26 protein-coding genes and 1 pseudogene are annotated in these 24,075 nt (G+C 72.3%); 17 read left to right on the top strand and 10 right to left on the bottom strand.

The genetic code is table 11. The features are described from left to right. Window positions 1–59: 59 nt before the first annotated feature. The 6 genes from R2B67_RS26625 (at window position 60) to R2B67_RS26600 (ending at window position 7,038) form a co-directional block, all read left to right on the top strand. The gene (locus R2B67_RS26625) at window positions 60–1,268 is read left to right on the top strand and encodes an alpha/beta hydrolase (protein ID WP_317821600.1); all 1,209 of its coding nucleotides are present in this window, start codon (window positions 60–62) and stop codon (window positions 1,266–1,268) included. Window positions 1,269–1,354: 86 nt separating this feature from the next. Next, on the top strand, window positions 1,355–2,323 hold the full coding sequence (locus tag R2B67_RS26620) for a DUF4429 domain-containing protein (protein WP_018511699.1): 969 nt from the start codon (window positions 1,355–1,357) through the stop codon (window positions 2,321–2,323). Between the two features lie 151 nt (window positions 2,324–2,474). Further along, window positions 2,475–3,845, top strand: coding sequence for a sensor histidine kinase (locus tag R2B67_RS26615; protein ID WP_317821599.1), 1,371 nt, complete (start codon window positions 2,475–2,477; stop codon window positions 3,843–3,845). Beyond that, window positions 3,842–4,531: a response regulator gene (locus tag R2B67_RS26610; RefSeq protein WP_018511697.1), complete on the top strand. Its 690-nt coding sequence runs from the start codon at window positions 3,842–3,844 to the stop codon at window positions 4,529–4,531. The genes R2B67_RS26615 and R2B67_RS26610 overlap by 4 nt, the downstream gene beginning before the upstream one ends. Window positions 4,532–4,750: 219 nt before the next feature. Next, the gene (locus R2B67_RS26605) at window positions 4,751–5,812 is read left to right on the top strand and encodes an alpha/beta hydrolase (protein ID WP_317821598.1); all 1,062 of its coding nucleotides are present in this window, start codon (window positions 4,751–4,753) and stop codon (window positions 5,810–5,812) included. Continuing rightward, window positions 5,809–7,038 carry an acyltransferase family protein gene (locus R2B67_RS26600; RefSeq protein WP_317821596.1) on the top strand — a complete coding sequence of 410 codons (1,230 nt, stop codon included), beginning with the start codon at window positions 5,809–5,811 and terminating at the stop codon, window positions 7,036–7,038. Before R2B67_RS26605 ends, R2B67_RS26600 begins: the two co-directional genes overlap by 4 nt. Before the next feature lie 80 nt (window positions 7,039–7,118). Here R2B67_RS26600 and R2B67_RS26595 read toward each other — a convergent pair whose 3' ends face one another. From R2B67_RS26595 to R2B67_RS26585, 3 genes are all read right to left on the bottom strand, one after another. Beyond that, window positions 7,119–8,147: an aldo/keto reductase gene (locus R2B67_RS26595; protein ID WP_317821594.1), complete on the bottom strand. Its 1,029-nt coding sequence runs from the start codon at window positions 8,145–8,147 to the stop codon at window positions 7,119–7,121. Next, a complete protein-coding gene (locus tag R2B67_RS26590) occupies window positions 8,147–8,653 on the bottom strand; it encodes a MerR family transcriptional regulator (protein ID WP_043184951.1) in 507 nt (168 codons plus the stop codon). The genes R2B67_RS26595 and R2B67_RS26590 overlap by 1 nt, the downstream gene beginning before the upstream one ends. Before the next feature lie 108 nt (window positions 8,654–8,761). Next, on the bottom strand, window positions 8,762–9,301 hold the full coding sequence (locus R2B67_RS26585) for a hypothetical protein (protein ID WP_317824961.1): 540 nt from the start codon (window positions 9,299–9,301) through the stop codon (window positions 8,762–8,764). 146 nt (window positions 9,302–9,447) lie between these two features. Here R2B67_RS26585 and R2B67_RS26580 point away from each other — a divergent pair, with 146 nt between their 5' ends. Further along, window positions 9,448–10,263 (top strand): serine hydrolase domain-containing protein, encoded by an 816-nt coding sequence (locus tag R2B67_RS26580; RefSeq protein WP_317821593.1) that lies wholly within the window; start codon window positions 9,448–9,450, stop codon window positions 10,261–10,263. On the opposite strand, the gene R2B67_RS26575 is transcribed toward R2B67_RS26580, so the two are convergent. Beyond that, window positions 10,229–10,465 (bottom strand): ATP-binding protein, encoded by a 237-nt coding sequence (locus R2B67_RS26575; RefSeq protein WP_317821592.1) that lies wholly within the window; start codon window positions 10,463–10,465, stop codon window positions 10,229–10,231. The two genes, R2B67_RS26580 and R2B67_RS26575, sit on opposite strands and share 35 nt — an antisense overlap. A gap of 23 nt (window positions 10,466–10,488) precedes the next feature. On the opposite strand from R2B67_RS26575, the pseudogene R2B67_RS26570 reads away from it, so the two are divergent. After that, window positions 10,489–10,638: pseudogene (locus R2B67_RS26570) on the top strand (Scr1 family TA system antitoxin-like transcriptional regulator); the annotation flags it as partial. A gap of 146 nt (window positions 10,639–10,784) precedes the next feature. Here the strand turns inward: R2B67_RS26570 and R2B67_RS26565 are convergent. Genes R2B67_RS26565 through R2B67_RS26555 form a run of 3 tightly spaced genes read right to left on the bottom strand, consistent with a single transcriptional unit; the run spans window position 10,785 to window position 11,561 of the window. Continuing rightward, window positions 10,785–10,985, bottom strand: coding sequence for a hypothetical protein (locus tag R2B67_RS26565; RefSeq protein WP_109977548.1), 201 nt, complete (start codon window positions 10,983–10,985; stop codon window positions 10,785–10,787). Next, the gene (locus R2B67_RS26560; RefSeq protein ID WP_317821591.1) at window positions 10,982–11,191 is read right to left on the bottom strand and encodes a hypothetical protein; all 210 of its coding nucleotides are present in this window, start codon (window positions 11,189–11,191) and stop codon (window positions 10,982–10,984) included. The genes R2B67_RS26565 and R2B67_RS26560 overlap by 4 nt, the downstream gene beginning before the upstream one ends. A 25-nt stretch (window positions 11,192–11,216) precedes the next feature. Further along, on the bottom strand, window positions 11,217–11,561 hold the full coding sequence (locus tag R2B67_RS26555) for a hypothetical protein (protein WP_026241419.1): 345 nt from the start codon (window positions 11,559–11,561) through the stop codon (window positions 11,217–11,219). A 76-nt stretch (window positions 11,562–11,637) separates the two neighbouring features. Between R2B67_RS26555 and R2B67_RS26550 the strand changes: the two genes are divergently transcribed. Beyond that, a complete protein-coding gene (locus tag R2B67_RS26550) occupies window positions 11,638–11,943 on the top strand; it encodes a hypothetical protein (protein WP_317821590.1) in 306 nt (101 codons plus the stop codon). Window positions 11,944–11,965: 22 nt separating this feature from the next. Here R2B67_RS26550 and R2B67_RS26545 read toward each other — a convergent pair whose 3' ends face one another. Further along, window positions 11,966–12,622 carry a pirin family protein gene (locus tag R2B67_RS26545; RefSeq protein ID WP_317821589.1) on the bottom strand — a complete coding sequence of 219 codons (657 nt, stop codon included), beginning with the start codon at window positions 12,620–12,622 and terminating at the stop codon, window positions 11,966–11,968. A 132-nt stretch (window positions 12,623–12,754) separates the two neighbouring features. On the opposite strand from R2B67_RS26545, the gene R2B67_RS26540 reads away from it, so the two are divergent. The 5 genes from R2B67_RS26540 (at window position 12,755) to fabF (ending at window position 17,656) form a co-directional block, all read left to right on the top strand. Next, window positions 12,755–13,954: a PucR family transcriptional regulator gene (locus R2B67_RS26540; protein WP_015608300.1), complete on the top strand. Its 1,200-nt coding sequence runs from the start codon at window positions 12,755–12,757 to the stop codon at window positions 13,952–13,954. Window positions 13,955–14,043: 89 nt separating this feature from the next. Then, window positions 14,044–14,961 carry an ACP S-malonyltransferase gene (locus tag R2B67_RS26535; RefSeq protein ID WP_317821587.1) on the top strand — a complete coding sequence of 306 codons (918 nt, stop codon included), beginning with the start codon at window positions 14,044–14,046 and terminating at the stop codon, window positions 14,959–14,961. A gap of 13 nt (window positions 14,962–14,974) precedes the next feature. After that, a complete protein-coding gene (locus R2B67_RS26530; protein ID WP_018511684.1) occupies window positions 14,975–16,006 on the top strand; it encodes a ketoacyl-ACP synthase III in 1,032 nt (343 codons plus the stop codon). Window positions 16,007–16,068: 62 nt separating this feature from the next. Then, window positions 16,069–16,317, top strand: coding sequence for an acyl carrier protein (locus R2B67_RS26525; RefSeq protein ID WP_014045780.1), 249 nt, complete (start codon window positions 16,069–16,071; stop codon window positions 16,315–16,317). Window positions 16,318–16,393: 76 nt separating this feature from the next. After that, window positions 16,394–17,656 (top strand): beta-ketoacyl-ACP synthase II, encoded by a 1,263-nt coding sequence (gene fabF / locus R2B67_RS26520; protein ID WP_317821580.1) that lies wholly within the window; start codon window positions 16,394–16,396, stop codon window positions 17,654–17,656. A gap of 109 nt (window positions 17,657–17,765) precedes the next feature. On the opposite strand, the gene R2B67_RS26515 is transcribed toward fabF, so the two are convergent. Continuing rightward, window positions 17,766–18,260 carry a DUF3145 domain-containing protein gene (locus tag R2B67_RS26515; protein ID WP_026241418.1) on the bottom strand — a complete coding sequence of 165 codons (495 nt, stop codon included), beginning with the start codon at window positions 18,258–18,260 and terminating at the stop codon, window positions 17,766–17,768. A 400-nt stretch (window positions 18,261–18,660) separates the two neighbouring features. Between R2B67_RS26515 and R2B67_RS26510 the strand changes: the two genes are divergently transcribed. Together R2B67_RS26510 and R2B67_RS26505 are read left to right on the top strand one after the other, a co-directional pair. Then, window positions 18,661–19,566 carry an SGNH/GDSL hydrolase family protein gene (locus R2B67_RS26510; RefSeq protein WP_317821579.1) on the top strand — a complete coding sequence of 302 codons (906 nt, stop codon included), beginning with the start codon at window positions 18,661–18,663 and terminating at the stop codon, window positions 19,564–19,566. Window positions 19,567–19,659: 93 nt separating this feature from the next. Beyond that, window positions 19,660–20,796 (top strand): amidinotransferase, encoded by a 1,137-nt coding sequence (locus tag R2B67_RS26505; protein ID WP_317821578.1) that lies wholly within the window; start codon window positions 19,660–19,662, stop codon window positions 20,794–20,796. On the opposite strand, the gene R2B67_RS26500 is transcribed toward R2B67_RS26505, so the two are convergent. Continuing rightward, a complete protein-coding gene (locus R2B67_RS26500) occupies window positions 20,784–23,300 on the bottom strand; it encodes a glycoside hydrolase family 3 protein (protein ID WP_317821576.1) in 2,517 nt (838 codons plus the stop codon). The genes R2B67_RS26505 and R2B67_RS26500 overlap by 13 nt on opposite strands. Window positions 23,301–23,487: 187 nt before the next feature. On the opposite strand from R2B67_RS26500, the gene R2B67_RS26495 reads away from it, so the two are divergent. Continuing rightward, window positions 23,488–24,072 carry a TetR/AcrR family transcriptional regulator gene (locus R2B67_RS26495; RefSeq protein WP_317821574.1) on the top strand — a complete coding sequence of 195 codons (585 nt, stop codon included), beginning with the start codon at window positions 23,488–23,490 and terminating at the stop codon, window positions 24,070–24,072. The last annotated feature ends 3 nt before the right edge of the window (window positions 24,073–24,075 follow it).

The raw sequence follows: 24,075 nt of genomic DNA, 5'->3' as shown, positions 1-24,075 counted from the left end.
GGGTGATGTACCTCACCTGAATCACGGTCGTACGCGCACGTCTCCTAGGGTGTGGCGCAGTGACTTCTTTCGACTCCTCCCCCACCCTGACCGCATGGCGCGCGCTGCTCGCCGTAGCGGTCGTGTTCGTGATGCTGGCGACGACGGGCTGGTCCGCCGTACGGGATCACCAGGCCGACGGGGAGCGTGAGCTGGCCCTCGCCTCCTGGGCGCGGGACCGGATAGCGGGACGTCCGCTGCCGGAGGCCGGGGCGCCCGCCTTCCGGATGGCCCACTTCTTCGCCACGCTCACCTCGGGGCAGCAGATGTCGCTCGCCGACAAGTACCCCACGGTCGTGGGGAACCTGAACGGCGTCCCGGTCACCCTGCGCTACCACGCCAACCGGCTGGCCCTGAAGCAGGCGGTGGCCGTAGAGAAGCGGCGTACGTACGACGAGACGCTCGCGGAGGGCGGCCGCAGCGAGGCGGCCCGGCGGGCGGCCCGCTTCCGGTCGATGCTCGCGAAGGACCGCCAGATCCTGGCCTTCGACCCGTCCGGGCGCGGCCGTGCCGCCGAGGTGTTCGGCGATCTCGACCGGGCCTCCCGGGTCTCCGTGGTCGTCCCGGGCGTCGACACCAACCTCCTCACCCTGGAGCGGAGCCACCGCGTCAACTCCGCGCCCGTCGGCATGGCGAAGTCCCTGTACGGGGCGGAGCGCGCGGCCTCCCCCGGGACCCGTACCGCCGTCATCGCCTGGGCCGACTACACCGCCCCGGCCGGTCTCGGCATGGACGCGGCGCTCGGCGGACTCGCGACGGAGGGTGCCCTGCGGCTGAACGCGCTGGTGGGGGCGTTGCCCGGCACGTCCACGGTCTCGCTGTTCTGCCACAGCTACGGCTCCGTGGTGTGCGGGGTGGCCGCCGACAAGGCTCCCGACCGGGTGGCCGACATCGCGGTCGCCGGATCCCCCGGTATGCGGGCCGAAAGCGCCGCGCGGCTCGACACCGACGCCCGGATCTGGGCGATGCGGGACCGGGACGACTGGATTCAGGACGTGCCGCACCTGGAGTTCGGCGGCATCGGGCACGGCGCGGACCCGGTCGACCCGGCCTTCGGGGCCCGGCTGGTCTCGGCGGCCGGCGCCGCCGGCCACAGCGGCTACTTCGAACCCGGCACCGAGAGCCTCGGCAACTTCGCCGCGATCGGCGTCGGCGCCTACGGGTCGGTCAGCTGCGCAACCGCCGATGGCGCTTGCCACAGTGGTATTTCCGGTGACCGGGAAGGCTGACGCGCGTAGAGCCGCGTGACAAGCCGATTAATTGCGACTTACGCCGAGGGGGGACGTGCGAGCCTGTGCCGCATACGATGAGGCACATGGGTGATGTGCTGGCCGGAATTCATGCCACCTGGGAGTTCGACGCCGACTCCGTGCTCATCCGCTTCGAACGGGGTATCCGCACGCCGAAGCTCCTGCAGAGCCTGCGGGAGCGCCGCATCCCGCATGCTGCGCTGTCGTCGGTGACGCTGACCCCGGGCAAGCGGGACACGGTGGTGCTGCGTGTCGTGCCGAGACCGGGTGCGGACCCGCTCCTGGAGGCTGCCGCGGGGCAGCTGAAGGAGGGGTGCGACCCCTACCGCCTGGTGCTTCCGGCGGACCGGGAGCTGCTCGCGGAGTATTACGCGGACGAGCTGCGGTCCTGTCTGGGCCCCGCGTCCGACGAGCCCGCCGACCGTTTCCTGGTGGCCGCCCCCGAGGCGCCGATGCAGTTCAAGGCGTACGACGGACGGGCCGCCTTCGACGGGGAGCGGATCTCCTTCCGGTGGTTCTGGACGGGGGCCTCCAGCGCGAAGTGGAAGGCCGGTGACCAGACGTACCGGGTGAGCGAACTGGCCGGAATCGAGTGGCGCTCCCCCGAGGGCCTCGACGGCTATCTCCGTCTGGTGCCCCGTGCGGCCGTCCCGGCGGACCACCGCACCGGCGGCAGCCTCGGCGACCTCCACCGGCCCGTCAGCCCTGGTCTTGAGGCGGCGGGCATAGCCGTGGACGGCGCCCCGGCCACCGTGAACCGTGCCCCGGCGGACCAGGATCCGGCGGCGGTCCTTTTCGGCCTCGGCTACGGGCCGGTGCACGAGTCGCTGCCCTTCGCCGCCGCCGTACTGGAATCCGTACGCAGCACCCAGAGCGCGCCGGCCGTCCCGGCCCCGGTCCTGGTGAACGCCGGGCGGCGCGACCCCGCGGACATCGCCGAGCGGATCCATCACCTCGGCGAACTCCATCAGGCGGGACTGGTGACGGACGACGAGTACAGCGCGAAGAAGGCACAGCTGCTGGCGGAGCTGTGAGGCCTCGTACGCACCGGAGACCAGCCCTGCCACCCCGTACGTCCCGGAGTGCGGCCCCGCCACCCCGTACCCCGGTATGAGGCGGGCCGGGGGCGGTCAAGTCCCCGGTATGACGCCCCGGCGGCGGTCGTCCTCCTAGGCTGGCCCGGTCATGTCCACTTCCCCCACCGGGCCCCAGCCGCCCGCCGACGGCCTGCTGAGCGCCGCCCGCCGCAATCTGCGCGAGCTCGCCCACGGACTGTCCCACGCGTCCCATCCGTCCACGCCGTTGCTGGCCCACGCCCCGAAGCGGTGGCAGCGGCTGCTTCCGTACGTCGTGGTCCTCGCGCTGGCCGCGACGTTCATCCCGGTCACCATCACCAACCTGACCACGCAGTACGGCGTGCCCGGCGCGCTCGCGGGGGCGCTCGGCGTGGCCCAGGCGGCGCCGCTGCTGATGCTGGCCCACCGGCCCCTCCAGGCGTGGTGGATCGTCTTCCCCGCCGACATCCTGGGCGCGTTGGTGCTGCTGGCGCAGCCCGCCGATCCGCACGACGTCTGGCCGTGGACCCCGCCGGTGATCGTCGCCTACCTCTTCCTGCTGCTGGCGCTCGGGCTGCGCGAGACGCGGCGGACCGTGATCGCCGTCTGGGCGGTGACGGGCGCCGCCGGAGCCGTCCTGCACCTGATCGCCCCGGACCGCAGCAGCGGCAGTGCCCTGCTGCTGACGATCCTCGGCGGGGTGGTGCTGGTGATCGGCGGGGCGGTACGGGAACGGGGCGTCGCACAGCGCCGGCTCGCCGAGCAGGAGACGATCAGCGAGGCCGAGCGGGCGCAGCGCACGCTGCTGGAGGAGCGGACCCGGATCGCGCGGGAGCTGCACGACGTGGTCGCCCATCACATGTCGGTGATCACCGTGCAGGCGGACTCCGCCCCGTACCGGATCAGCGGGCTGCCGAAGGCCGCCGAGGAGGAGTTCACGGCGATCGCGGCGGCGGCGCGGGAGTCGCTGGGCGAGATGCGGCGGCTGCTGTCGGTGCTGCGCAGCGAGGGGGCCGAGGGCGACCGGGCGCCGCAGCCCGGCCTGGACCGGCTCCAGCAGTTGGTGGAGGCGACCGTGCGGGCGGGGCTGCCGGCGGAGCTGGCGCTCAGCAAGGAGCTGACCTCAGGGCGGGGCGAGGTGCCCCCGGCGGTGGCCCTGTCGGCGTACCGGATCGTGCAGGAGGCCCTGGCCAATGTCGTGCGGCACGCGCCCGGGGCTCGCACCCGGGTCCTCGTCGCGCCGGAGCGCGGCCACCTCCTCGTGCTCGTCGTCAACGAGCGCGCCGCCACCCGTGCTTCGCCGTTGGAGACGAGCGGGACGGGGCACGGGCTGGTCGGGATGCGCGAGCGCGTACGGTTGACCGGCGGCACGCTGGACACCGGTCCGCTGCCCGACGGCGGGTTCCGGGTCGCGGCCCGGATGCCGCTGCCCTCGACCGCCGCGCCGTCCGCTCCCCCGCCCGCCGCACCGCCGACGCCCCTGCCTCCGGAGGATCTGTGACCATCCGCGTGATCATCGTCGACGACCAGGCCATGGTGCGGGCGGGGTTCGCGGCGCTGCTGGCGGCGCAGAGCGATATCGACGTGGTCGGCGAGGCGGCGGACGGCCGGCAGGGCGTGGAGGTCAGCCGCCACCAGCACCCGGATGTGGTCCTGATGGACGTGCGGATGCCGGAGATGGACGGACTGGCCGCCGCCCGCGAGCTGTTGAACCCGCCGATCGGGGTGGTGCACCGGCCGAAGGTGCTGATGCTGACCACCTTCGACGTGGACGACTATGTGTACGAGGCGCTGCGTGCCGGGGCCTCCGGGTTCCTGCTGAAGGACGCCCCGCCCGCCGATCTGATCGCGGCGGTACGGGTGGTGGCGGCGGGCGACGCGCTGCTGGCGCCCTCGGTGACGCGGCGGCTGATCGCGGACTTCGCGGCGCAGCGGCCGTCGGGGGCGACGCGCGGCGGCCAGGCGCTGCGGCTGAACGGGCTGACTCCGCGCGAGACGGAGGTGCTGGAGCTGATCGCCCGGGGGCTGTCGAACCAGGAGATCGCGGGGCGTCTGGTGCTGGCCGAGCAGACCGTGAAGACGCACATCGGCCGGGTGCTGGCCAAGCTGGACCTGCGGGACCGGGCGCAGGCGGTGATCTTCGCGTACGAGTCGGGGCTGGTGACGCCGGGGGACGCGGGGGCCTGACTCCTCCTCGTACGGAGTCGCCTCGTCGTACGGAGTCGCCTCGTCGTACGGAGTCGCCTCGTCGTACGGAGCCGTCCCCTCGCACGGAGCCGTCTCCGCCACCCCCTACCCCAGTAGCACTTCGCAGTTGGCCCCCCGGTGTGACGCCCCCTCACCCATCTTCTTCCTACCTTCCTCACGTTCGCGCCGCTCGGTGCGGCAGCGGAGAGGGAGGGCACGATGCGCCGATACGCGAGGACCGTGGTCGCGTTCGCACTGGCTACGAGCGTGGTGACGGGGACGGCGGGCTGGGTCTCGGGGGATGCGCAGCAGGCGCTGACCGGGCCGCCGTCGGGCACCACGTCGTGGCGGGCGGACCGGGTGCTGGGGGCGGAGCTGCCCGATCCGGAGCGCGCGGACCCCGCCGAAGTTGTCGCCTTCTTCGACGGGTTGAGCGAGCGGGAGCGCCAACTGCTCCTCGTTCGGCACCCGTCCGTCGTCGGCAATCTCGACGGCGCCCCGCTTGAGCTGCGCTACCGCGCCAACGCCCTCTCCCTCGCCACCGCCGAGGACCCCCGCTACCGCTCGCTCGCCGCGCCGGGCCGCCAGATCCTCGCGTTCGACCCGCGAGGGCGCGGCCAGGTCGCCGAGGTCTTCGGGGACCTGCGCTCGGCGCACCGGGTCTCGGTGGTGGTGCCCGGCTCGGACAACGACGCCGGGACCTTCGACCGGGCGAACGATGTGTACGGGACACCCGCCGGTATGGCCAAGTCCCTGCACACGGAGGCCGGTCCGGGCACCGCCGTCATCGCCTGGACCGGGTACACCACCCCCGTGGGCGTGGGCGTCGACGCCGCGACCGGGCGGCTCGCGGAGGCCGGCGCCGGGCGGCTGACCCGGTTCGTGGAGGGGCTGACCGCCGACGGGCTGCCCGAGCCCGCCGTCTTCTGCCACAGCTACGGCTCCGTCGTCTGCGGCCTCGCCGCCCACCGCCTGTCCGCGACCGACCTGGTGGTCCTCGGCTCCCCCGGGATGCGGGCCGACGACGTGGACGGGCTGCGGACCCGGGCGACGGTGTGGGCGGCGAAGGACCCGAGCGACTGGATCGACGACGTGCCGAGTGTGCGGTTCGCGGGGCTCGGCCACGGGCCCGACCCCACGGACCCGGCGTTCGGGGCCCGCCGCATACCGGCCGGCGACGCCCGGGGCCACACCGGCTACTTCGCCCCGGGCACGGACTCGCTGCGGGCCTTCGCGGCGATCGCACGGGGAGCCGCCACCGAGGAAGGAGCGGCCCGATGAACACCCGTACCCGTACGCACCGGCTCGCCGCCCGCGTCGAGGCCGCCACCCCCGCCCACCGGGACCGGGCCATCGACGGCCTGCGGGCCCTCGCGCTGCTCGCCGTGCCGCTCGGGCACTGGATGCTCGGCGGGTTCCGGCTCGACGCGGACGGGCTGCACAACGCGAGCCCGCTCTCGACGTTCGGGGCCTTCGCACCGCTCAGCTGGGTGCTCCAGATGCTGGGGATCTTCTTCCTGGTCGGCGGGTACGCCTCGGTCCTCTCCTACCACCGCCGTCCCTCGACCACGGCCGCCTGGCTGCGCGGGCGGCTGGTCCGGCTCGGCCGGCCGGTGCTCGGGGTGACCGCCGTGTGGGCGGTGCTGCTGGCCGCGCTGTCCTGGCTGGGCGTCCCGGGCGACACCCTGCGTACGGGGTCGACGCTGGTGATCCAGCCGCTCTGGTTCGTCGGGGTGTACACGGTGGTCACCGCGCTCACCCCGCTCTGTGTCCGCCTCGCGCGCAGGCTCGGCGGGTGGGCGGCGCTGCCGCTGCTGGGGTCGGTCGCGGTGGTGGACTTCCTGCGGTACGGGCCCTTCGCCGAGGGGATGCCGTCCTGGCTGAGCGTGCTGAACATCCTGCCGGGGTGGCTCTTCGCCTATCAGCTCGGCGTCTCGTGGGGCGAGGGGCGGATAGGGAAGCGGGGTGCGCGGCTGCTGCTCGTCGGGGGCGGGGTGCTCTTCGCCGTGCTGCTGCTGGCGTTCCATTACCCGGCGTCGATGGTGGGCGTGCCCGGTGAGGTGCGGACCAACTCGCACCCGCCGTCGCTGCTGGTGGTGGCGCTGGCGGCGGCGCAGAGCGGGGCGGCGATCCTGGTGAGGGACCGGCTGGGGCGGGCGTTGCGCAGGCCGCTGCTGTGGGCGCCGGTCGTGGTGGTCAACCTGTCGGCGATGACCATCCTGTGCTGGCACCAGAGCGCGATGCTGGCCGCCGCCGTACCGGCCTCGCTGCTGGACGGGGGTACGGCGGCGGTGGCGGGGCTGACGACCGGGCCGGACACGGTGGGCTGGGTGCTGGCCCGGATCGTGTGGCTGCCGGTGTTCGCGGGGCTGCTGGCGCTGATAGCCCGGTACACCCGCCGCTTCGACGCCCCGTGGAAGGCGGGCACCCGCGCCGCGAACGCCCGCCGCGCGCTGGCGGGGGTGCTGGCGGCGGGGTTCGCGGTGTTCGCGCTGGGGCTGGCGTGAGGGGGGCCCGGGCCCTTGGCCGTGATGAACTTCATGAACCACTTGATGACCACGTAGTGAGCCATCGGCCCCCGCCGAACCTACTCCCGCGCCGCCGAGGTCAGGCTCATGTCCGGGTAGCGGTCGCCCGCCACCTGGCCCGCGATCGGCTCCAGGAGAGCGAGCTCCTCGGGTGTCAGCGTCAGGTGGGTGGCCGCGACGTTCTCCAGGAGGCGGCTGCGCTTGCGGGTGCCGGGGATCGGGACCACCGTCAGGCCGTGCACCTGCGCCCGCTGCTGCACCCAGGCGAGGGCCACCTGCGCGGCCGTCACCCCGTGAGCGGCGGCGATCTTGTGGACCGGCTCCAGCAGGGCCGCGTTGGTGCGGGCGTTGTCGCCGGTGAAACGGGGCTGGTGCTTGCGGAAGTCGCCCTCGCCCAGGTCCTTGCCCGCATCGGTGAAGGAGCCGGCGAGGAAGCCCCGGCCGAGCGGCGAGTACGGCACGAGCGTGACGCCGAGCTCCACCGCCGCACCGAGTGCGCTCTTCTCCACGTCCCGGCTGAAGAGGGACCACTCCGACTGGAGGGCGGCGATCGGGTGGACGGCGTGCGCGGCGCGCAGTTCGGGGCCGGTGACCTCGCTCAGCCCGATCTGCTTGATCTTGCCCTGCTGGATCAGCTCCGCCATCGCGCCGACCGATTCGGCGAACGGGACGGCCGGGTCGTGGCGGTGCATGTAGTAGAGGTCGATGACGTCGGTGTTCAGCCGGCGCAGGCTCGCCTCGACGGCGGTCCGGATATAGGCGGGGTCGTTGCTCACACCCCGGTGGCCGGGGTCGTCGGAGCGCACCAGGGCGTACTTGGTGGCGAGCGTGATCTCGTCGCGGTGGGCGCCGAAGAAGGGGGCGAGGAACTCCTCGTTGGCCCCGCGCCCGTAGACGTCGGCGGTGTCGAAGAGCGTGACGCCCGCCTCCAGCGCGGCGTCGAGGGTGTCCCGGGCGGAGAGCTCGTCGGTGTCCCCGTAGAACTCGCTCATGCCCATGCAGCCGAGCCCTTGGACGCCGACCGTCGGGCCGGCCTCGCCGCCCAGCACGACGGCGGTGGCGATGGTGTTCCTGTCGTTGTCGGTCATCAGGCGCTGTGCCTCTCCGGCGCCGTGCGGGCGCCCGCGTAGAACTCGATCTTGTGGTCGAGGACGGCGAGGGTGTCGTGGAGCTCCGCGATCCGCGTGATCACATCGCGGCGGGTCGACTCCAGCAGCTCCTGGCGCGCCTCGAAGGTGGACTCGCCCTCGCGCAGCAGCTCCGCGTACCGCACCATGTCGGCGACGGGCATGCCGGTCAACCGCAGCTTGCCGACGAAGACCAGCCAGTCCAGGTCGCGGTTGGAGAAGCGGCGCTGGCCGGTGTGCGAGCGGTCGACGTGGGGCATGAGCCCGATCCGTTCGTACCAGCGCAACGTGTGCGCGGTGAGCCCGGTGAAGGCGACGACCTCACTGATCGTGTAGCTGTCCTTGCCCTCGGGCCGGGGGTGCGGCTTGGGGAGAGCCGTGCAGGCGTTCACCCCCGAGGAGGGCTGCGCCCGTGGTGGTGCGCCGGTCGCGGGGGTGCTCCGGGAGGTTCCGTCGATCACCGTCATGCCCTCCACGCTAAATCCTTGGAGTGCACTCGAAGCAAGCAAAGTAGGCAGGAAACAGCGGGAGGAAACAGCGGCAGGAACAGCGGGAGGGATCAGCGGGAAGGGGGCTCAGAGTTCGTCCTCCGCACGGGTCAGCGCGTCGGTGATCACCCGGGTGGCGAAGTTCGGGTCGTCGGCGATGCGGTTGATGTGCTCCGCGAGCAGGAAGGCGGTGGCCTCCAGGGGCGTCATCTCCGCCCGCGTCCAGTCCCCGTACTGCTTGCGCCAGAGGCTGGGGCTCAGGCCGGTGCCTGCGGCGATGACCAGGCCCGCCATGGTGGGGACGGCCTCGGGGCGGATACTCTTGGGCATCATGCGCATCGAAGCGACCAGGGTCGGGACCACGTACTCGATGACGTCCTTGTCGTGGTCCTCGTGGGCCTTCCGCAGCCACGTCATGTACATGTAGATCAGCGTGCAGACGCCGTCCAGCACGTCCTCGGCCCCGCCGGGGCCCAGCGACTCGGTGAACTGCGCCATCATCGCCCGCTGTTCGGCGTCGGTCTCCGTGGTGCCCGCGTGGATGCTCCGGAGCCGGGAGTCGATCAGCATGAGCGCCGCGCCCACATCGCCGGCGGGAGCGTACTGGGGGCCGTAGGCCGATGACACAGTGGACACGAGAACCTCCTCGTACGGCTGCGGTGCGCAGCGCCTTGCCTCCGCACGGTAGTCGGCCGAGGGGGCGGGAGTTGGTGACTTCGTCACCTTTCGGACGCGGTGACGGGGCCGGTTCCGCGAACGTTAGGCTCGGTCCCATGGAGAGCTTGCGGATCATCGACACCTGGCCCGTCCCGACCGCGGCGGCCGCCGTCGTACGGGCGGACGGCACCGTCCTCGGTACGCACGGCCCGACCGACCACCGCTTCCCCCTCGCCTCGGTCACCAAGCCGCTCGCGGCCTACGCGGCGCTGGTGGCGTACGAGGAGGGGGCCGTGGAGCTGGACGAACCGGCCGGGCCCGAGGGCTCCACGGTCCGCCACCTCCTGGCCCACACCAGCGGCCTCGCCTTCGACGAGCACCGGGTGACGGCCCCGCCCGGCAACCGCCGCCTCTACTCCAACGCGGGCTTCGAGGTGCTGGGCGACCACATCGCCAAGGCGTCCGGCATCCCGTTCGCGGAGTACCTGCGCCAGGCCGTCCTGGAGCCGCTGGCCATGACGTCCACGAGCCTGGACGGCTCCCCCGCCCGCGACGGCGTCTCCACCGTGGACGACCTGGTCCGCTTCGCCGCCGAGGTCCAGGCCCCCCGCCTCCTCGACCCCCGTACGGTCCTCGAAGCCCAGAGCGTCGTCCACCCGGGCCTCAAGGGCGTCCTGCCGGGCTACGGCCACCAGAGCCCGAACGACTGGGGCCTCGGCTTCGAGATCCGCGACTCCAAGTCCCCGCACTGGACGGGCGCTTCCTCCTCCCCGGCGACCTTCGGCCACTTCGGCCAGTCGGGCACGTTCCTGTGGATCGACCCGGTGGCCGGGGTCGCCTGCGTGGCACTGACCGACCGGGCCTTCGGCCCGTGGGCCGCCGAGGCCTGGACCCCGTTCACGGACGCGGTCCTGTCGGAGGTCGCGAGCTGAAGCGGGCGCGGGCACCCGTCGACTTCCTCCGGTCGACGCACTCGAACCACACGGCCTCCCCCGTGCCGTCCCAGCGCTTGATCACGCCCCGGTCGTCGGTGACGGCATTGACCAGAATCAGCCCCCGCCTGCCGTCGTCGAGTTCGTCGCGCTTGATCGCGAGCGGGATCTTCGGGCTGCTGTCCGCGACCTCCACCCGCACGCCCTCCCGGTCGGCAGCCGGGCTGGATGCGGATTCAGGTGCTGCCCTTCGAGGCCGGTGAACACGCGAGCCTGGCTGGCTCGTTCACCGCCATGCGCTTCGATGACAACCCCGACATCGTCTACACCGAGGACCTCATCTCCGGCCACATGACGGCCAACCCCGACACGGTCAGCAAGAACCCCACCGGCCCCGCCATCACCATCGGCTCCCCCGCCTGGCAGGCGTTCGTGGACGGGCTGCGCTGAGGCGCGTTCGCACCGACGCGGCCGCAGCGGCGGTACGGAGGCGAGCCGCCCCCGTACCGCCGCTGCTGCTTTCAGAGGTCGGCGGCCGCCCGCTTCCGCCGCCGCTCCTTGACGAAATCGACGGCCAGCGCCACCACGCAGAACGTTCCGAACACCCCTCCGAGCACCCTGAGGTAGACCGGAGACCCCGAACTCGCCGCTGTCCAGAGACCGTAGATACCCATCAGCACGAGATATACCGGCGACTCGACGACCGACCGTTTCCTGGTCACGGCCGGACCTTCCACCTGGGGCGGCGAGCCGTGCCCCCGCCGTGCCGCTTCCGCCGGTCCTTGATCCTTTCCCCGACGAACACGGCAACCCCTCCCCCGGCGAGCGGCAGCAGCGCCTGGCTCGCCCAGCCGTCCCCGAGCAGGGCGGCCAGCCCCGCGGCCACGCCCAGAACGCCGATGATGATCAGCACATCGGACAGCTTCACCGTTCGCCCCCCCATCCCGCTCCGGTCACACCCCGGGCAACGGAAGCGCCACCCGTCGTCCCCGCCCGAACTCCTCGGCCTCATCATCGCTGACGACCGCGAACGCGCCTGCGGGCACCCCGGGCAGTGTGGCCACCCGCGAAGCCACCGCCAAGAGTTCTTCGTCAGCGGCTCCGGTGACGAAGAAGACGTAGGCGTCCCCGTATTCCTCGCCCTCGTCATGGACTTCCACACCGCCCTCGTCCTCAAGGTCGACCAGGAAATCCTCGACCTGATCGATCCAGGGGTACGGGGAGGAGCCGTCCGGCAGGTCCGGCGTCGGCAGCATCGGCACGTGTATCTCGACAAGGGTGGTGGTCACGGGGGACATCCTGCCGCCTGGCACCGACACAGGTCGCTGATCGGGCCGCCGCCGACCGCGTGCGGGCTTGCTAGATTCGTGCGCCATGCGATCAGTGGCGTACGACCTCGAATTCCGGGAGCAGTCCCGCCGCATACGCGACTGGGGGGCCGGACTCCTGGTCCTGGCCGCCCTGTTGTGGGGGTGGTGCGCGGTTCTGCTTCTGACGAGCCATTCGGTCGAGGCCCCTCCCGGGGCGCTGACCGTTCTGGGGCTCTCCGTGCCCGTGTCCCTCGTGGGTACGGCCCTGTTCACGACCGGCCTGGTGAGCCGGCGGATGAGCGCGCACGGCCAGGCGATGCGCGACCTGGACAGGCTGGCGGACGAGCGGACGAGGCTTTCCGCCCTCTGACCCGCCCCGGCACCGAACCCCGTCAGCGCAGCTCCCACACCAGCAGCTCCGCCGCCCCAGCCACCGCGGCGGCCTCCAGCCCCTCCGCGTCCGTGATCCGGGCCGCGTCACCGGGGCCCAACTCCTCACCGTGCAGGGCGACTCGGCCTCGTACCACATGCACGTACAGGCGAGCCGCGTCCGGCAGCGCCGTGCGCTCGCCCTCCGTCAGGCGGCGCACGTGCAGCATCGCGCCGGCCTGCGGCAGGGCGTACGGGGTGGAGTCGGCGATGCCGGGGACGACCGTGTACGCGGGTTCGCCGCCGGACTCCAGGGGGGCCAGCCACATCTGGAGGAAGGTCAACGGCCGCTCACCGTCGTTGCGTTCGACGTGGCGGACTCCGGCGGCGGCGCTCAGGTGGGCGACGTCCCCGGCCCGTACGACGGTGGAGTGGCCGGCCGAGTCGCGGTGGGTCAGCTCGCCCTCGACCACCCAGGTGACGATCTCCGTATGGCTGTGCGGGTGCTCGTCGAATCCCGCGCCCGCTGCCAGGCGCTCCTCGTTGCAGGCCAGGATCGGGCCGAAGCGGAGGTTGTCGGGGTCGTAGAAGGGGCCGAAGGAGAGGGCGTGCCGGGTCTCGATACCGGCGTCCGGCTCGCCGCCCCGGTAGCGGTCCTCGGACCGGTGTACGGAAATCACCTGGCCACGGTAGCCCGGTGGCTCCCTTTCCGGGAGCGGCGGTCACCGGGCAGCCACCCCCGTACCGACCAGTAGGCGAGACCCTCGCCCCGCCCCACCGATCCACCGGCCCGATAAGGCAGTCTTGTCCTCGTGCCCCGACCCGATCCTGAGCATTCCGCCGCCCACGACGCCCACCTGCATGCCGCGACCCTGAAACGGCTGGAGCAGTCCTCCGGCCGGCTGGCCGCGAACGCGATTGCCCGCATGGACGAATCGCTGCCGTGGTACCGGGCCATGCCCCCGGAGAACCGGTCCTGGATCGGCCTGGTCGCCCAGGCCGGTATCGCGGCGTTCACCGAGTGGTTCCGGCATCCCGAGACCCCGCAGGCCATCTCGACCGATGTGTTCGGCACCGCCCCGCGCGAGCTGACCCGGGCGATCACGCTGCGACAGACCGTCGAGATGGTGCGGACGACGATCGAGGTCATGGAGGCCGCGATCGAGGAGGTGGCCGCGCCGGGCGACGAGTCCGTGCTGCGGGAGGCGCTGCTCGTCTACGCGCGGGAGATCGCCTTCGCCACCGCCCAGGTCTACGCCCAGGCCGCCGAGGCCCGGGGGGCGTGGGACGCGCGGCTGGAGTCGTTGGTCGTCAACGCGGTGCTGTCCGGGGAGGCCGACGAAGGGGCCGTGTCCCGGGCCGCCGCGCTCGGCTGGAACTCGCCCGAGCATGTCTGCGTCATCCTCGGCACCGCCCCCGACGGGGACAGCGAGCTCACCGTGGAGGCGATCCGGCGGGCCGCCCGGCACGCGAAGCTCCAGGTCCTCACCGGAGTCCTCGGCAACCGGCTCGTCGTCATCGCGGGCGGCAGCGACAACCCGCTCCAGGTCGCGAAGGGCCTGATCGGGCCGTACGCGGCCGGGCCGGTCGTCGCCGGGCCCGTCGTGCCGGACCTGCTGGCGGCCACCCGGTCCGCGCAGGCCGCGGCGGCCGGGCTGAAGGCCTGCCTGGCGTGGCAGGACGCGCCGCGCCCGGTGCTGGCGGACGATCTCCTGCCCGAGCGCGCGATGGCCGGGGACCCTGCCGCGCGGGACCAGTTGGTGGAGGAGATCTACAGACCGCTGGAGGAAGCCGGTTCGGCGCTGCTGGAAACGCTGAGTGTCTATCTGGAGCAGGCGAGCAGTCTGGAGGGGGCCGCACGAATGCTTTTCGTCCACCCCAACACCGTGCGCTACCGGCTACGACGTGTGACCGACGTCACCGGGTGGTCACCCTCCGATGTGCGCTCCGCGTTCACCCTCCGAATCGCTCTCATCCTGGGGCGCTTGGCCGCGGCGGATCCTCAGTCCTAGACTTTTGTCGGACTTCAACAATTCCCCTGACGGTTCTTCGTCCCTGTCCCCACGGGCGTACCGAGCCGTCCACAAGAGAGAGTGTGAGGGTGCTCGTACTCGTCGCTCCCGGCCAAGGCGCTCAGACGCCCGGCTTCCTGACTCCCTGGCTCGACCTCCCCGGTGCCGCCGACCGCATCGCGGCGTGGTCCGACGCCATCGGGCTCGACCTAGCCCACTACGGCACGCAGGCCGACGCGGACGAGATCCGCGACACGGCCGTCGCCCAGCCGCTCCTGGTCGCCGCCGGCCTGCTCTCGGCCGCGGCCCTGGACGCCCCCTCCCCCGACGTCGTCGCGGGTCACAGCGTCGGTGAGATCACCGCCGCCGCGATCGCCGGTGTCATCGACGACGAAGCCGCGCTCCGCTTCGTCCGGACCCGGGGGCTCGGCATGGCCCAGGCCGCCGCGGTCACCGAGACCGGTATGGCGGCCCTGCTCGGCGGCGACCCCGCCGTGACGGTCCCGCACCTGGAGAAGCTCGGCCTGACCCCCGCCAACGTCAACGGGGGCGGCCAGATCGTCGCCGCCGGCACCGCGGCCCAGATCGCCGCCCTGGAGGCCGACAAGCCCGAGGGCGTACGCCGGATCGTCGCACTCAAGGTGGCCGGCGCGTTCCACACGCACCACATGGCCCCGGCCGTGGAGAAGCTGCGCGCGGCCGTCGGGGACCTCACGGTCACCGACCCGACCGTGCGGTACGTGTCCAACGCCGACGGCCACACGGTCGCCACCGGCACCGAGGTCATCGCCCGCCTGGTCGGCCAGGTCGCGAACCCGGTCCGCTGGGACCTGTGCATGGAGACCTTCCAGGAGCTCGGCGTCACCGCGCTGGTCGAGCTGAGCCCCGGCGGCACCCTCACCGGGCTGGCCAAGCGGGCACTGCCCGGTGTGAAGACGCTCGCGCTCAAGACCCCCGACGACCTCGACGCGGCCCGCGCGCTCATCTCCGAGCACGCGGGCGCCTAAGGAGCCCGAGAGCATGTCGAAGATCAAGCCCAGCAAGGGCGCCCCGTACGCGCGCATCGTCGGGGTCGGCGGCTACCGCCCGACCCGGGTCGTGCCGAACGAGGTGATCCTCGAAACGATCGACTCCTCCGACGAGTGGATCCGCTCGCGCTCCGGCATCGTCACCCGCCACTGGGCCTCCGACGAGGAGACCGTGGCCATGATGTCGATCGAGGCGTCCGGCAAGGCCATCGCCGACGCGGGCATCACGCCCGAGCAGATCGGCGCGGTCATCGTCTCGACCGTCTCGCACTTCAAGCAGACCCCGGCCGTCGCCACCGAGATCGCCCACAAGATCGGCGCGGGCAAGCCCGCCGCCTTCGACATCTCGGCCGGCTGCGCGGGCTTCGGCTACGGCCTGACCCTCGCCAAGGGCATGATCGTCGAGGGTTCGGCCGAGCACGTCCTCGTGATCGGCGTGGAGCGGCTCAGCGACCTGACCGACCTGGAGGACCGCGCGACGGCCTTCCTGTTCGGTGACGGCGCGGGCGCGGTCGTCGTCGGCCCCTCCCAGGAGCCGGCCATCGGCCCGACCGTGTGGGGCTCCGAGGGCGACAAGTCCGAGACCATCAAGCAGACGGTGTCCTGGAACGAGCTGCACATCGGCGACGTCTCCACGCTGCCGCTCGACTCCAAGGGCGAGATCAAGTTCCCGGCCATCACGCAGGAGGGCCAGTCGGTCTTCCGCTGGGCCGTCTACGAGATGGCCAAGGTCGCCCAGCAGGCGCTGGACGCGGCCGGGATCGCCCCGGAAGACCTGGACGTCTTCATTCCGCACCAGGCCAACATGCGGATCATCGACTCGATGGTGAAGACCCTCAAGCTGCCGGAACACGTCACGGTCGCCCGTGACATCGAGTCCACCGGCAACACGTCCGCCGCCTCGATCCCGCTCGCGATGGAGCGGCTCCTGGCGACCGGTCAGGCGAAGAGCGGCGACACCGCGCTCGTCATCGGCTTCGGGGCGGGTCTCGTCTACGCCGCGACGGTCGTTACCCTCCCCTAGGCACACCGGACCTTTTGGTCCGTACGCACAACCCTGAAGAAACCCACCGAAGGAGCGCCAAGATGGCCGCCACGCAGGAAGAGATCGTCACCGGTCTCGCCGAGATCGTCAACGAGATCGCCGGTATCCCGGTCGAGGACGTCCAGCTGGACAAGTCCTTCACCGACGACCTGGACGTCGACTCGCTGTCCATGGTCGAGGTCGTCGTCGCCGCCGAGGAGCGCTTCGACGTCAAGATCCCCGACGAGGACGTCAAGAACCTCAAGACGGTCGGCGACGCTGCCGACTACATCCTGAAGCACCAGGGCTGATCCCAGCCCGGCTGTGTCGCCACCCGGCGGTGGCGCCGCTGATTCACGACCCTCTACACGTGGAGAAGATTTTCCAGTGAACTCGACCAATCGCACCGTGGTCGTCACCGGTATCGGCGCAACCACTCCGCTGGGTGGCGACTCCGCATCGACCTGGGAAGGTCTGATGGCCGGCCGGTCCGGCGTCAAGCCTCTCGAAGGCGAGCGCTTCGCCGAACTGCCCGTCCGGATCGCCGCCCTCGCGGCCGTCGACCCGAACGACGTACTGCCCCGCCCGCTCGCCCGCAAGCTGGACCGCTCGGCGCAGTTCGCGCTGATCGCGGCCCGTGAGGCGTGGGCGGACGCGGGCTTCACCGCCAAGGCCGGCGAGGACGAGACCATCGCCCCCGAGCGGCTCGGCTCGGTCATCGCCTCCGGTATCGGCGGCGTGATCACCCTGCTCGACCAGTACGACGTGCTGAAGGAGAAGGGCGTACGCCGCGTCTCCCCGCACACCGTTCCCATGCTCATGCCCAACGGCCCGGCGGCCAATGTCGGCCTGGAGGTCAACGCCCAGGCCGGTGTGCACACCCCGGTCTCCGCCTGCGCGTCCGGCGCCGAGGCCATCGGGTACGCCGTCGAGATGATCCGCACCGGCCGGGCCGACGTGGTCGTCGCCGGCGGCACGGAGGCGGCGATCCACCCGCTGCCGATCGCGGCCTTCGCCAACATGATGGCGATGTCGAAGAGCAACGACGAGCCGGAGAAGGCCTCGCGCCCGTACGACACCGGCCGGGACGGCTTCGTCCTCGGTGAGGGCGCGGGCGTCGTCATCCTGGAGTCGGCCGAGCACGCCGCCAAGCGGGGCGCCAAGGTCTACTGCGAGGTGCTGGGCCAGGGCCTGTCGGCCGACGCCCACCACATCGCGCAGCCCGAGCCGACCGGCCGGGGCATCGCCGCCGCCATGCAGAACCTGCTGGACTCCAGCGACCTCAAGCCGTCCGAGGTGGTTCACCTCAACGCGCACGCCACGTCGACGCCGCAGGGTGACATCGCGGAGATCAAGGCGCTGCGGAAGGTCCTGGGCGACGACCTGGACCATGTCGCGATCTCGGCGACGAAGTCGATGACGGGGCACCTGCTGGGTGGCGCGGGCGGTATCGAGACGGTGGCCACCGTGCTCGCGCTGCACCACCGGATCGCTCCGCCGACCATCAACGTCGACGAGCTGGACGAGGCGATCGACGCGGACATCGTGCGCGGGGAGCCGCGGGTGCTGCCCGAGGGGCCGATCGCGGCGATCAACAACTCGTTCGGGTTCGGTGGGCACAACGTGGTGCTGGCGTTCCGGTCCGTGTGACCCCTGGTTTTGCGGGTGAAGCCCGCTTCCCGGTTGTCGGGGAGCGGGCTTCCGCACTTCAAGCCCCTCCGGCGATTGAGGAGCGGGGTCCGGGGCAGAGCCCCGGGAGCTAGACGACCTGGTGCAGCCAGCGGACCGGGGCGCCCTCGCCCGCGTGGCGGAAGGACTCCAGCTCGTCGTCCCACGGCTTGCCCAGGAGGGAGGCGATCTCCACCTCCAGGTCGCTCTCACCGCGCGTGGAGCGGGCCAGGGCCGCGCGCAGGCGGTCCTCGGGGATCAGGATGTCACCGTGCATGCCGGTGACGGCGTGGAAGATGCCGAGGCCGGGGGTGGAGCTGTAGCGCTCGCCCTCCGCCGTGGGGCACGGTTCGGCGGTCACCTCGAAGCGCAGGAGGTCCCAGCCGCGCAGGGCGGAGGCGAGCTGCGACGCGGTGCCGACCCGGCCCTTCCAGGAGAATTCGGACCGCCAGGTGCCGGGCGCGGCCGGCTGTCTGATCCAGTCCAGCTGGACCCGCACACCGAGGACGCCCGCCACTGCCCATTCGACATGTGGGCACAGCGCGCGCGGTGCGGAGTGAACGTACAGGACTCCACGTGTCGTCACCGGAACCTCCCGTGTGGGACGAGGTACGCCTTCCCCAGCGGCCTCGCGCCCGCACCGCCTCTTTTCGGCCGGATCCCGAGGTTGTCATCAGTAAACAGCATCGGGAGTTAATCTCCTGAAAAGGGACAGTGTGTGACGTGACGTAATGTACCGGAGCCACCCGCCGTGACGAGGCCGGGAGCGGTGCCACTGGTTCGACGGGGAAAAGCTACCGTGCGCCGGGGCCGTCCGTGTGACGTACCGTCGGTCCGGGGCCCCTGATTCGCCGGCTTTCACCCGGCAGGGCGCGCACGCCCGCGACCTGGGGGATCGTGGGCTTGCCGGGGGCATGACCAGAGGCATAAGCCAGGGGTTGACCGGAGGGGAACGGCGAATGACGGAGCGTGCGACACGCCCTCGAATGCGTACCGTCGGGGCCGCGCTGGCGGCGCTCTCGTTCGTCGGGGTGGCGGCGCTGGCCGGATGCAGCGGTGAGGGTTCGGGTGACGGCGTGTCACAGAACGCGCCCACCACCTCCTCACCCTCCGCGTCGCCGTCCCCCTCCCCCACCTCCGGCTGGAACCCGAAGCCCGGGTCCGTGGCCGCCGTCGGGGACTCCATCACCCGGGGCTTCGACGCCTGCTCGGCGCTGGCGGACTGCCCCGAGGTGTCCTGGGCGACCGGGAGCGACAGCCTGGTGCGGAGTCTCGCCGTCCGGCTGCTCGGTCCGGCGAAGGCCGTGGACCGCAGCTGGAACCACGCGGTGTCGGGGGCCCGGATGGCCCAGTTGCCGGAGCAGATGGCGCTGGCGGCGAAGGAGCGGCCGGAGCTGGTCACGGTGATGATGGGCGCGAACGACGCCTGCCGGGACTCGGTGCGGCTGATGACGCCCGTGGCGGACTTCCGGGCGTCGTTCGAGGCGTCGATGCGGCAGCTGCGGGCCGGGGCGCCCAAGGCGCAGGTGTACGTGTCCAGCGTGCCGGACCTGAAGCGGCTCTGGTCGACAGGGCGGCTGGACGAGGGGGCCAAGCAGATCTGGAGCCTCGGGATCTGCCGGTCGATGCTCGCGGAAGCGGATGACCTGGGGCCCGCGGCCGTGGCGCGGCGGGACGCGGTGCAGGAGCGGGTGGTGGCGTACAACGGGGTGCTGCGGGACGTCTGCGCGAAGGACCGGCACTGCCGGTACGACGGCGGGGCGGTCTTCGGCTTCCGCTTCACCGGGGCTCAGCTGAGCCCGTGGGACTGGTTCCACCCCAGCCGCGACGGCCAGGCCAGGCTGGCGGAGATCGCCTACCGGAACATCACGGCCGCCGAACCCCCCGCGTAGGCCCCACGCCCTCCCCACCGGTGGCGCGAACCCGCTCCCCCCGTTCACCATGGGGAGCGTGATGTGCCGGTCCGCGACCGAGGGTGGTTGATCATGACGACAGTGGAGCGGAGGCCCGGTGCTCCGGCCGCCGAGGATGCCGCCGCCCCGCTCGCCTCACCGGTCAGCTCGCACAACGAGTGGGATCCGCTGGAGGAGATCATCGTCGGGCGGCTCGACGACGCGACGATCCCTTCCGGCCATCCGGTGGTCTCCTGCAACATCCCGCCGTGGGCGGCCCGCATCCAGGGGCTCGCGGCCGGTTACAAATACCCGCGGCGGCTGATCGAGCCCGCGCAGCAGGAGCTGGACGGGTTCGTCTCGCTGCTCCACTCGCTCGGCATCACCGTCACCCGTCCGGACGCGGTCGACCACCGGCGGCGGTTCGCCACCCCCGACTGGGCCTCGCGGGGCTTCTGCAACACCTGCCCGCGCGACAGCATGCTGGTGATCGGCGACGAGATCATCGAGACCCCGATGGCGTGGCCGTGCCGGTACTTCGAGACGCACTCCTACCGCCGGATCCTGAAGGACTACTTCCGGCGCGGGGCGCGCTGGACCGCCGCGCCGAAGCCGCAGCTGACGGACGAGCTGTTCGAGAAGGACTTCCGTACCCCCGGGGCCGATGAGCCCATGCGGTACATCCTCACCGAGTTCGAGCCGGTCTTCGACGCGGCCGACTTCGTGCGGGCCGGGCGCGATCTGTTCGTGACGCGCTCCAACGTCACCAACGGCATGGGCATCGAGTGGCTGCGCCGCCATCTCGGCCCCGGCTACCGCATCCACGAGATCGAGAGCCGCTGCCGGACGCCCATGCACATCGACACGACGTTCCTCGTGCTGGCGCCCGGCAAGGCGCTGGTCAACCCCGACTACATCGATGTCGACCGGCTGCCCGCCGTCCTGGACTCCTGGGACATCCTCGTCGCCCCCGAGCCGGAGCCCGTCAAGGAGCTCGTGCTCCGGACGACCTCGATGTGCGGCAAGTGGCTCAGCATGAACATCCTCATGGTCGACGAGACCCGCGTCATCGCGGAACGCCACCACACCGGGATGCTGCGCGCGCTCGAACGGTGGGGCTTCGAGCCCATCCCGTGCGACCTGATGCACTACGCGCCGTTCGGCGGCTCCTTCCACTGCGCGACCCTCGACGTGCGGCGGCGCGGGACGCTGGAGTCCTACTTCGACTGACCGTCGGTGACCTCCACCGTCGTGGTCGCGCGGACGTCCGCCAGGGAGCGGGCGGCCTGGACCTCGTACGTGCCGGGGACGGTCCGCCAGCCGTACGCCTCCTCGTCCCAGACCTGGTACGCGCGGTGCTCGACGGGGATCGTGACCTCCACGCTCTCTCCGGGGGCCGCGGTGACCCGGGCGAAGCCGGCGAGCCAGCGGGCCGGGCGCTCGGGGAGGCCGGAAACAGCTTCCGGGGCCAGGTAGATCTGGACGGTGTCGCTGCCGGGGCGGGGGCCCGTGTTGCGGGCACGCACGGTGACCGCGTCGGGGGTGGCCGACACGCTCTCGTACTCCCAGGTCGTGTAGCCGAGGCCGTGGCCGAAGGCGTACGCGGGGGTGGTGCCCGCCTGCTCCCAGGCGCGGTAGCCGATGAAGACCCCTTCGGTGTACGGGAGTTCGCCGCCCATGGGGGTGGTGGCGGTGACCGGGGCGTCGGCCAGGGTGGCGGGCCAGGTGGTGGGCAGGCGGCCGCCCGGCTCCTCCTGCCCGCGCAGTACGTCGGCGAGCGCGTGGCCCGCCTCCTGGCCGGGGAACCAGGTCAGCAGAACCGCCGCCACCTCGTTCCGCCAGGGCAGCTCCACCGGGGAGCCGGAGTTGACGACGACGACCGTACGGGGGTTGGCGGCGGCGACCGCGTGGACCAGGGCGTCCTGGTGGCCGGGGAGCCTGAGGTCGGTGCGGTCGAAGCCCTCGGACTCGACGCGTTCGGTGGTGCCGACGACCACGATCGCGGTGTCCGCGCCGCGGGCCGCCTCGACGGCCTCGGCGATCAGCTCGTCCGGGTCGCGGAGCGGGGCGAGGTGGACGAGCGAGAAGGCGACGCCCTTGAGGGGGTGGCCGGTTCCGGGGCCGGGGCGGTGGTTGAGGGAGACCCGGACGGGGGTGTACGCGGTGAGGGGAAGGCGGCCGCGTTCGACCGGCTCGTTGAAGAAGGCGCCCAGCGGGTCGGTGCCGGGGGCGCGGTCCTGGGTGCCGTCGAAGAGGGGGAGGTCGTCGACGGTGAGGGCGAAGGAGCCGGTGCCCCGGGTGCCGAAGGTGTGCTCGCCGCTCTCGCGCGGGGTGAACGTGCCGGTGATCTCGACGGTGTCCAGGGTGTCGTGGGTAACGCCTTCGGGCAGGTCGGCGCCGATCCACTGGATCTGGCCGCTGGGCAGCGGGACGGTGGCTAGGACGGTTCCGTCGGCGTCGCGGCAGACGGCGGTGAGGTCGAACCCCGCCTCCGCGATGGCCAGTTCGTCGCTGGGGTCGGCGCCGACGGAGTACGTCAGCGTGCCGTCGGGGAGGGCGGCGGTCAGTCCGTCGAGCGGGGAGACCACACGGGCGGGGAAGACCAGGGCCGAGCCGCCGCCGAGCACCCGGGCGTCCCGGGCCAGGGCGCCGGAGAGGGCGACGGTGGTGCCGGGGGCCAGCGGGAGGACGGGGGCCCCGTCGCGTACCTCGTTGCGCGCCCCGTCACGTACCTCGTTGCGTACGAGCACGAAGGAGCGGCGGGCGATCTCGCGGGCCAGCGCCTCGCCGTCCACGGGCGCGGGCAGATCGGCGGGGGCCACAGCGGGCGGGGCGGACTCCAGGGCGCCGACGCGGGCGGCGAGCAGCAGGATGTTCCGTACGGCGATGTCGACGATCTTCTCGTCCACCTCACCGGCCCGGACGGCGTCGGCCAGCGCCTCGCCGTAGACCGTGCGCGGGCCGGGCATCGCGGCGTCGAGCCCGCCGGTGATGGCGCCGACGGTGGTCCGGGCGGCGAGCCAGTCGGAGACGATGAAGCCGTCGAAGCCCCATTCGCCGCGCAGCACGGCGTTCTGGAGGTAGCGGTGCTCGGTCATCGTGGAGCCGTTGACCTGGTTGTAGGCGGCCATGATGCCCCAGGGGTGGGCGTTCCTGACGATCCGCTCGAAGGGGGCGAGGTAGAGCTCGCGCAGGGGGCGCGGGGCGACCACGTTGTTGACGGTGAAGCGGTCGGTCTCGGCGTCGTTGGCCACGAAGTGCTTGACGGTGGTGCCGACCCCGCCGTCCTGGACGCCCCGGACGTATCCGGTGCCGATCTCGCCGGTGAGGTACGGGTCCTCGCTGTACGCCTCGAAGTGACGGCCGCCGAGCGGGGTGCGGTGCAGGTTGACCGTGGGGGCGAGCAGCACGTGGACGCCCTTGCGCCGGGCCTCCTGGGCGAGCAGCCTCCCGGCGCGGCGAGCGAGCCCCGGGTCCCAGGTGGCGGCGAGGGCGGTGGGCGAGGGCAGGGCGATGGAGGGGTCGGCAGCGGTCCAGCGGACACCCCGGACGCCGATCGGGCCGTCCGACATCACCAGGGAGCGCAGGCCGATCGCGGGCAGGGCGGGCAGCGACCACAGGTCCTGACCGGCCAGCAGGCGCGCCTTGTCGTCGAGGCCGAGAGCGGCGAGGGCCGTGTCGACGGCCTCCCGGCGGAGCGCCTTGGAGTTGCTGGTGCTGGACGCGGCTGCCACGGCCGTACCTCCTGGTCGAGTGGTCGAGTCCGGTGGACCGGTGGGCCCTCCATGGTGACGCGCCCACCGGTAGCGCGGTAGGTTTTGTTATGTTTTCGTTACGTTACGAGGTGGCGGGTGCGGTGACGACGTACGGTTCTGGTGAGCGGGACCGGCGTGAGGCCGGGCGGCAGGGAAGGGGCCGGCGATGGCACGGGCCAGGAGCGAGGAGCGGCGGGCCGAGATCCTGCGCGCCACCCTCGAAGTGATCGCCGAGCGCGGCTACCGGGGCGCGACGCTGGGGGCGGTGGCCGAGCGGGTGGGCCTGACCCAGCAAGGGCTGCTGCACTACTTCCCGACCAAGGAGGCGCTGCTGGTGGCGGTGCTGGAGGACCGGGACCGCTGGGACACGGGCGGCCGGGGCGGGGCGGACGGGGCCTGGCGGCTGGAGCTGCTGGGCTCGCTGGTGGAGTACAACGCGATGCGGCCGGTGATCGTGCAGACCTTCTCGGCGCTGCTCGGCGAGAGCGTGACGGAGGACCACCCGGCCCGGGAGTTCTTCACCCGCCGCTACACCCAGGTCCGGGCGGGCATGGCCGCCACCCTGCGCGCCGAGTACGGCGACACGCTGCCGGGCGGGCTGAGCCCGGAGCGGGCGGCGGTGCTGCTGGTGGCGGTGATGGACGGGTTGCAGTACCAGTGGCTGCTGGACCCGGAGGCGGTGGACATGCCGGGGGCGTTCGGGGACTTCCTGGGGCTGCTCCGGGGCGCGGGCGGGCCGGAGGCCCCGTGAGCC

Source organism: Streptomyces cyaneofuscatus, assembly GCF_033109485.1.
In the GTDB taxonomy this organism is placed as follows: domain Bacteria; phylum Actinomycetota; class Actinomycetes; order Streptomycetales; family Streptomycetaceae; genus Streptomyces; species Streptomyces cyaneofuscatus.
This window is presented reverse-complemented; position numbering and strand designations above follow the sequence as displayed.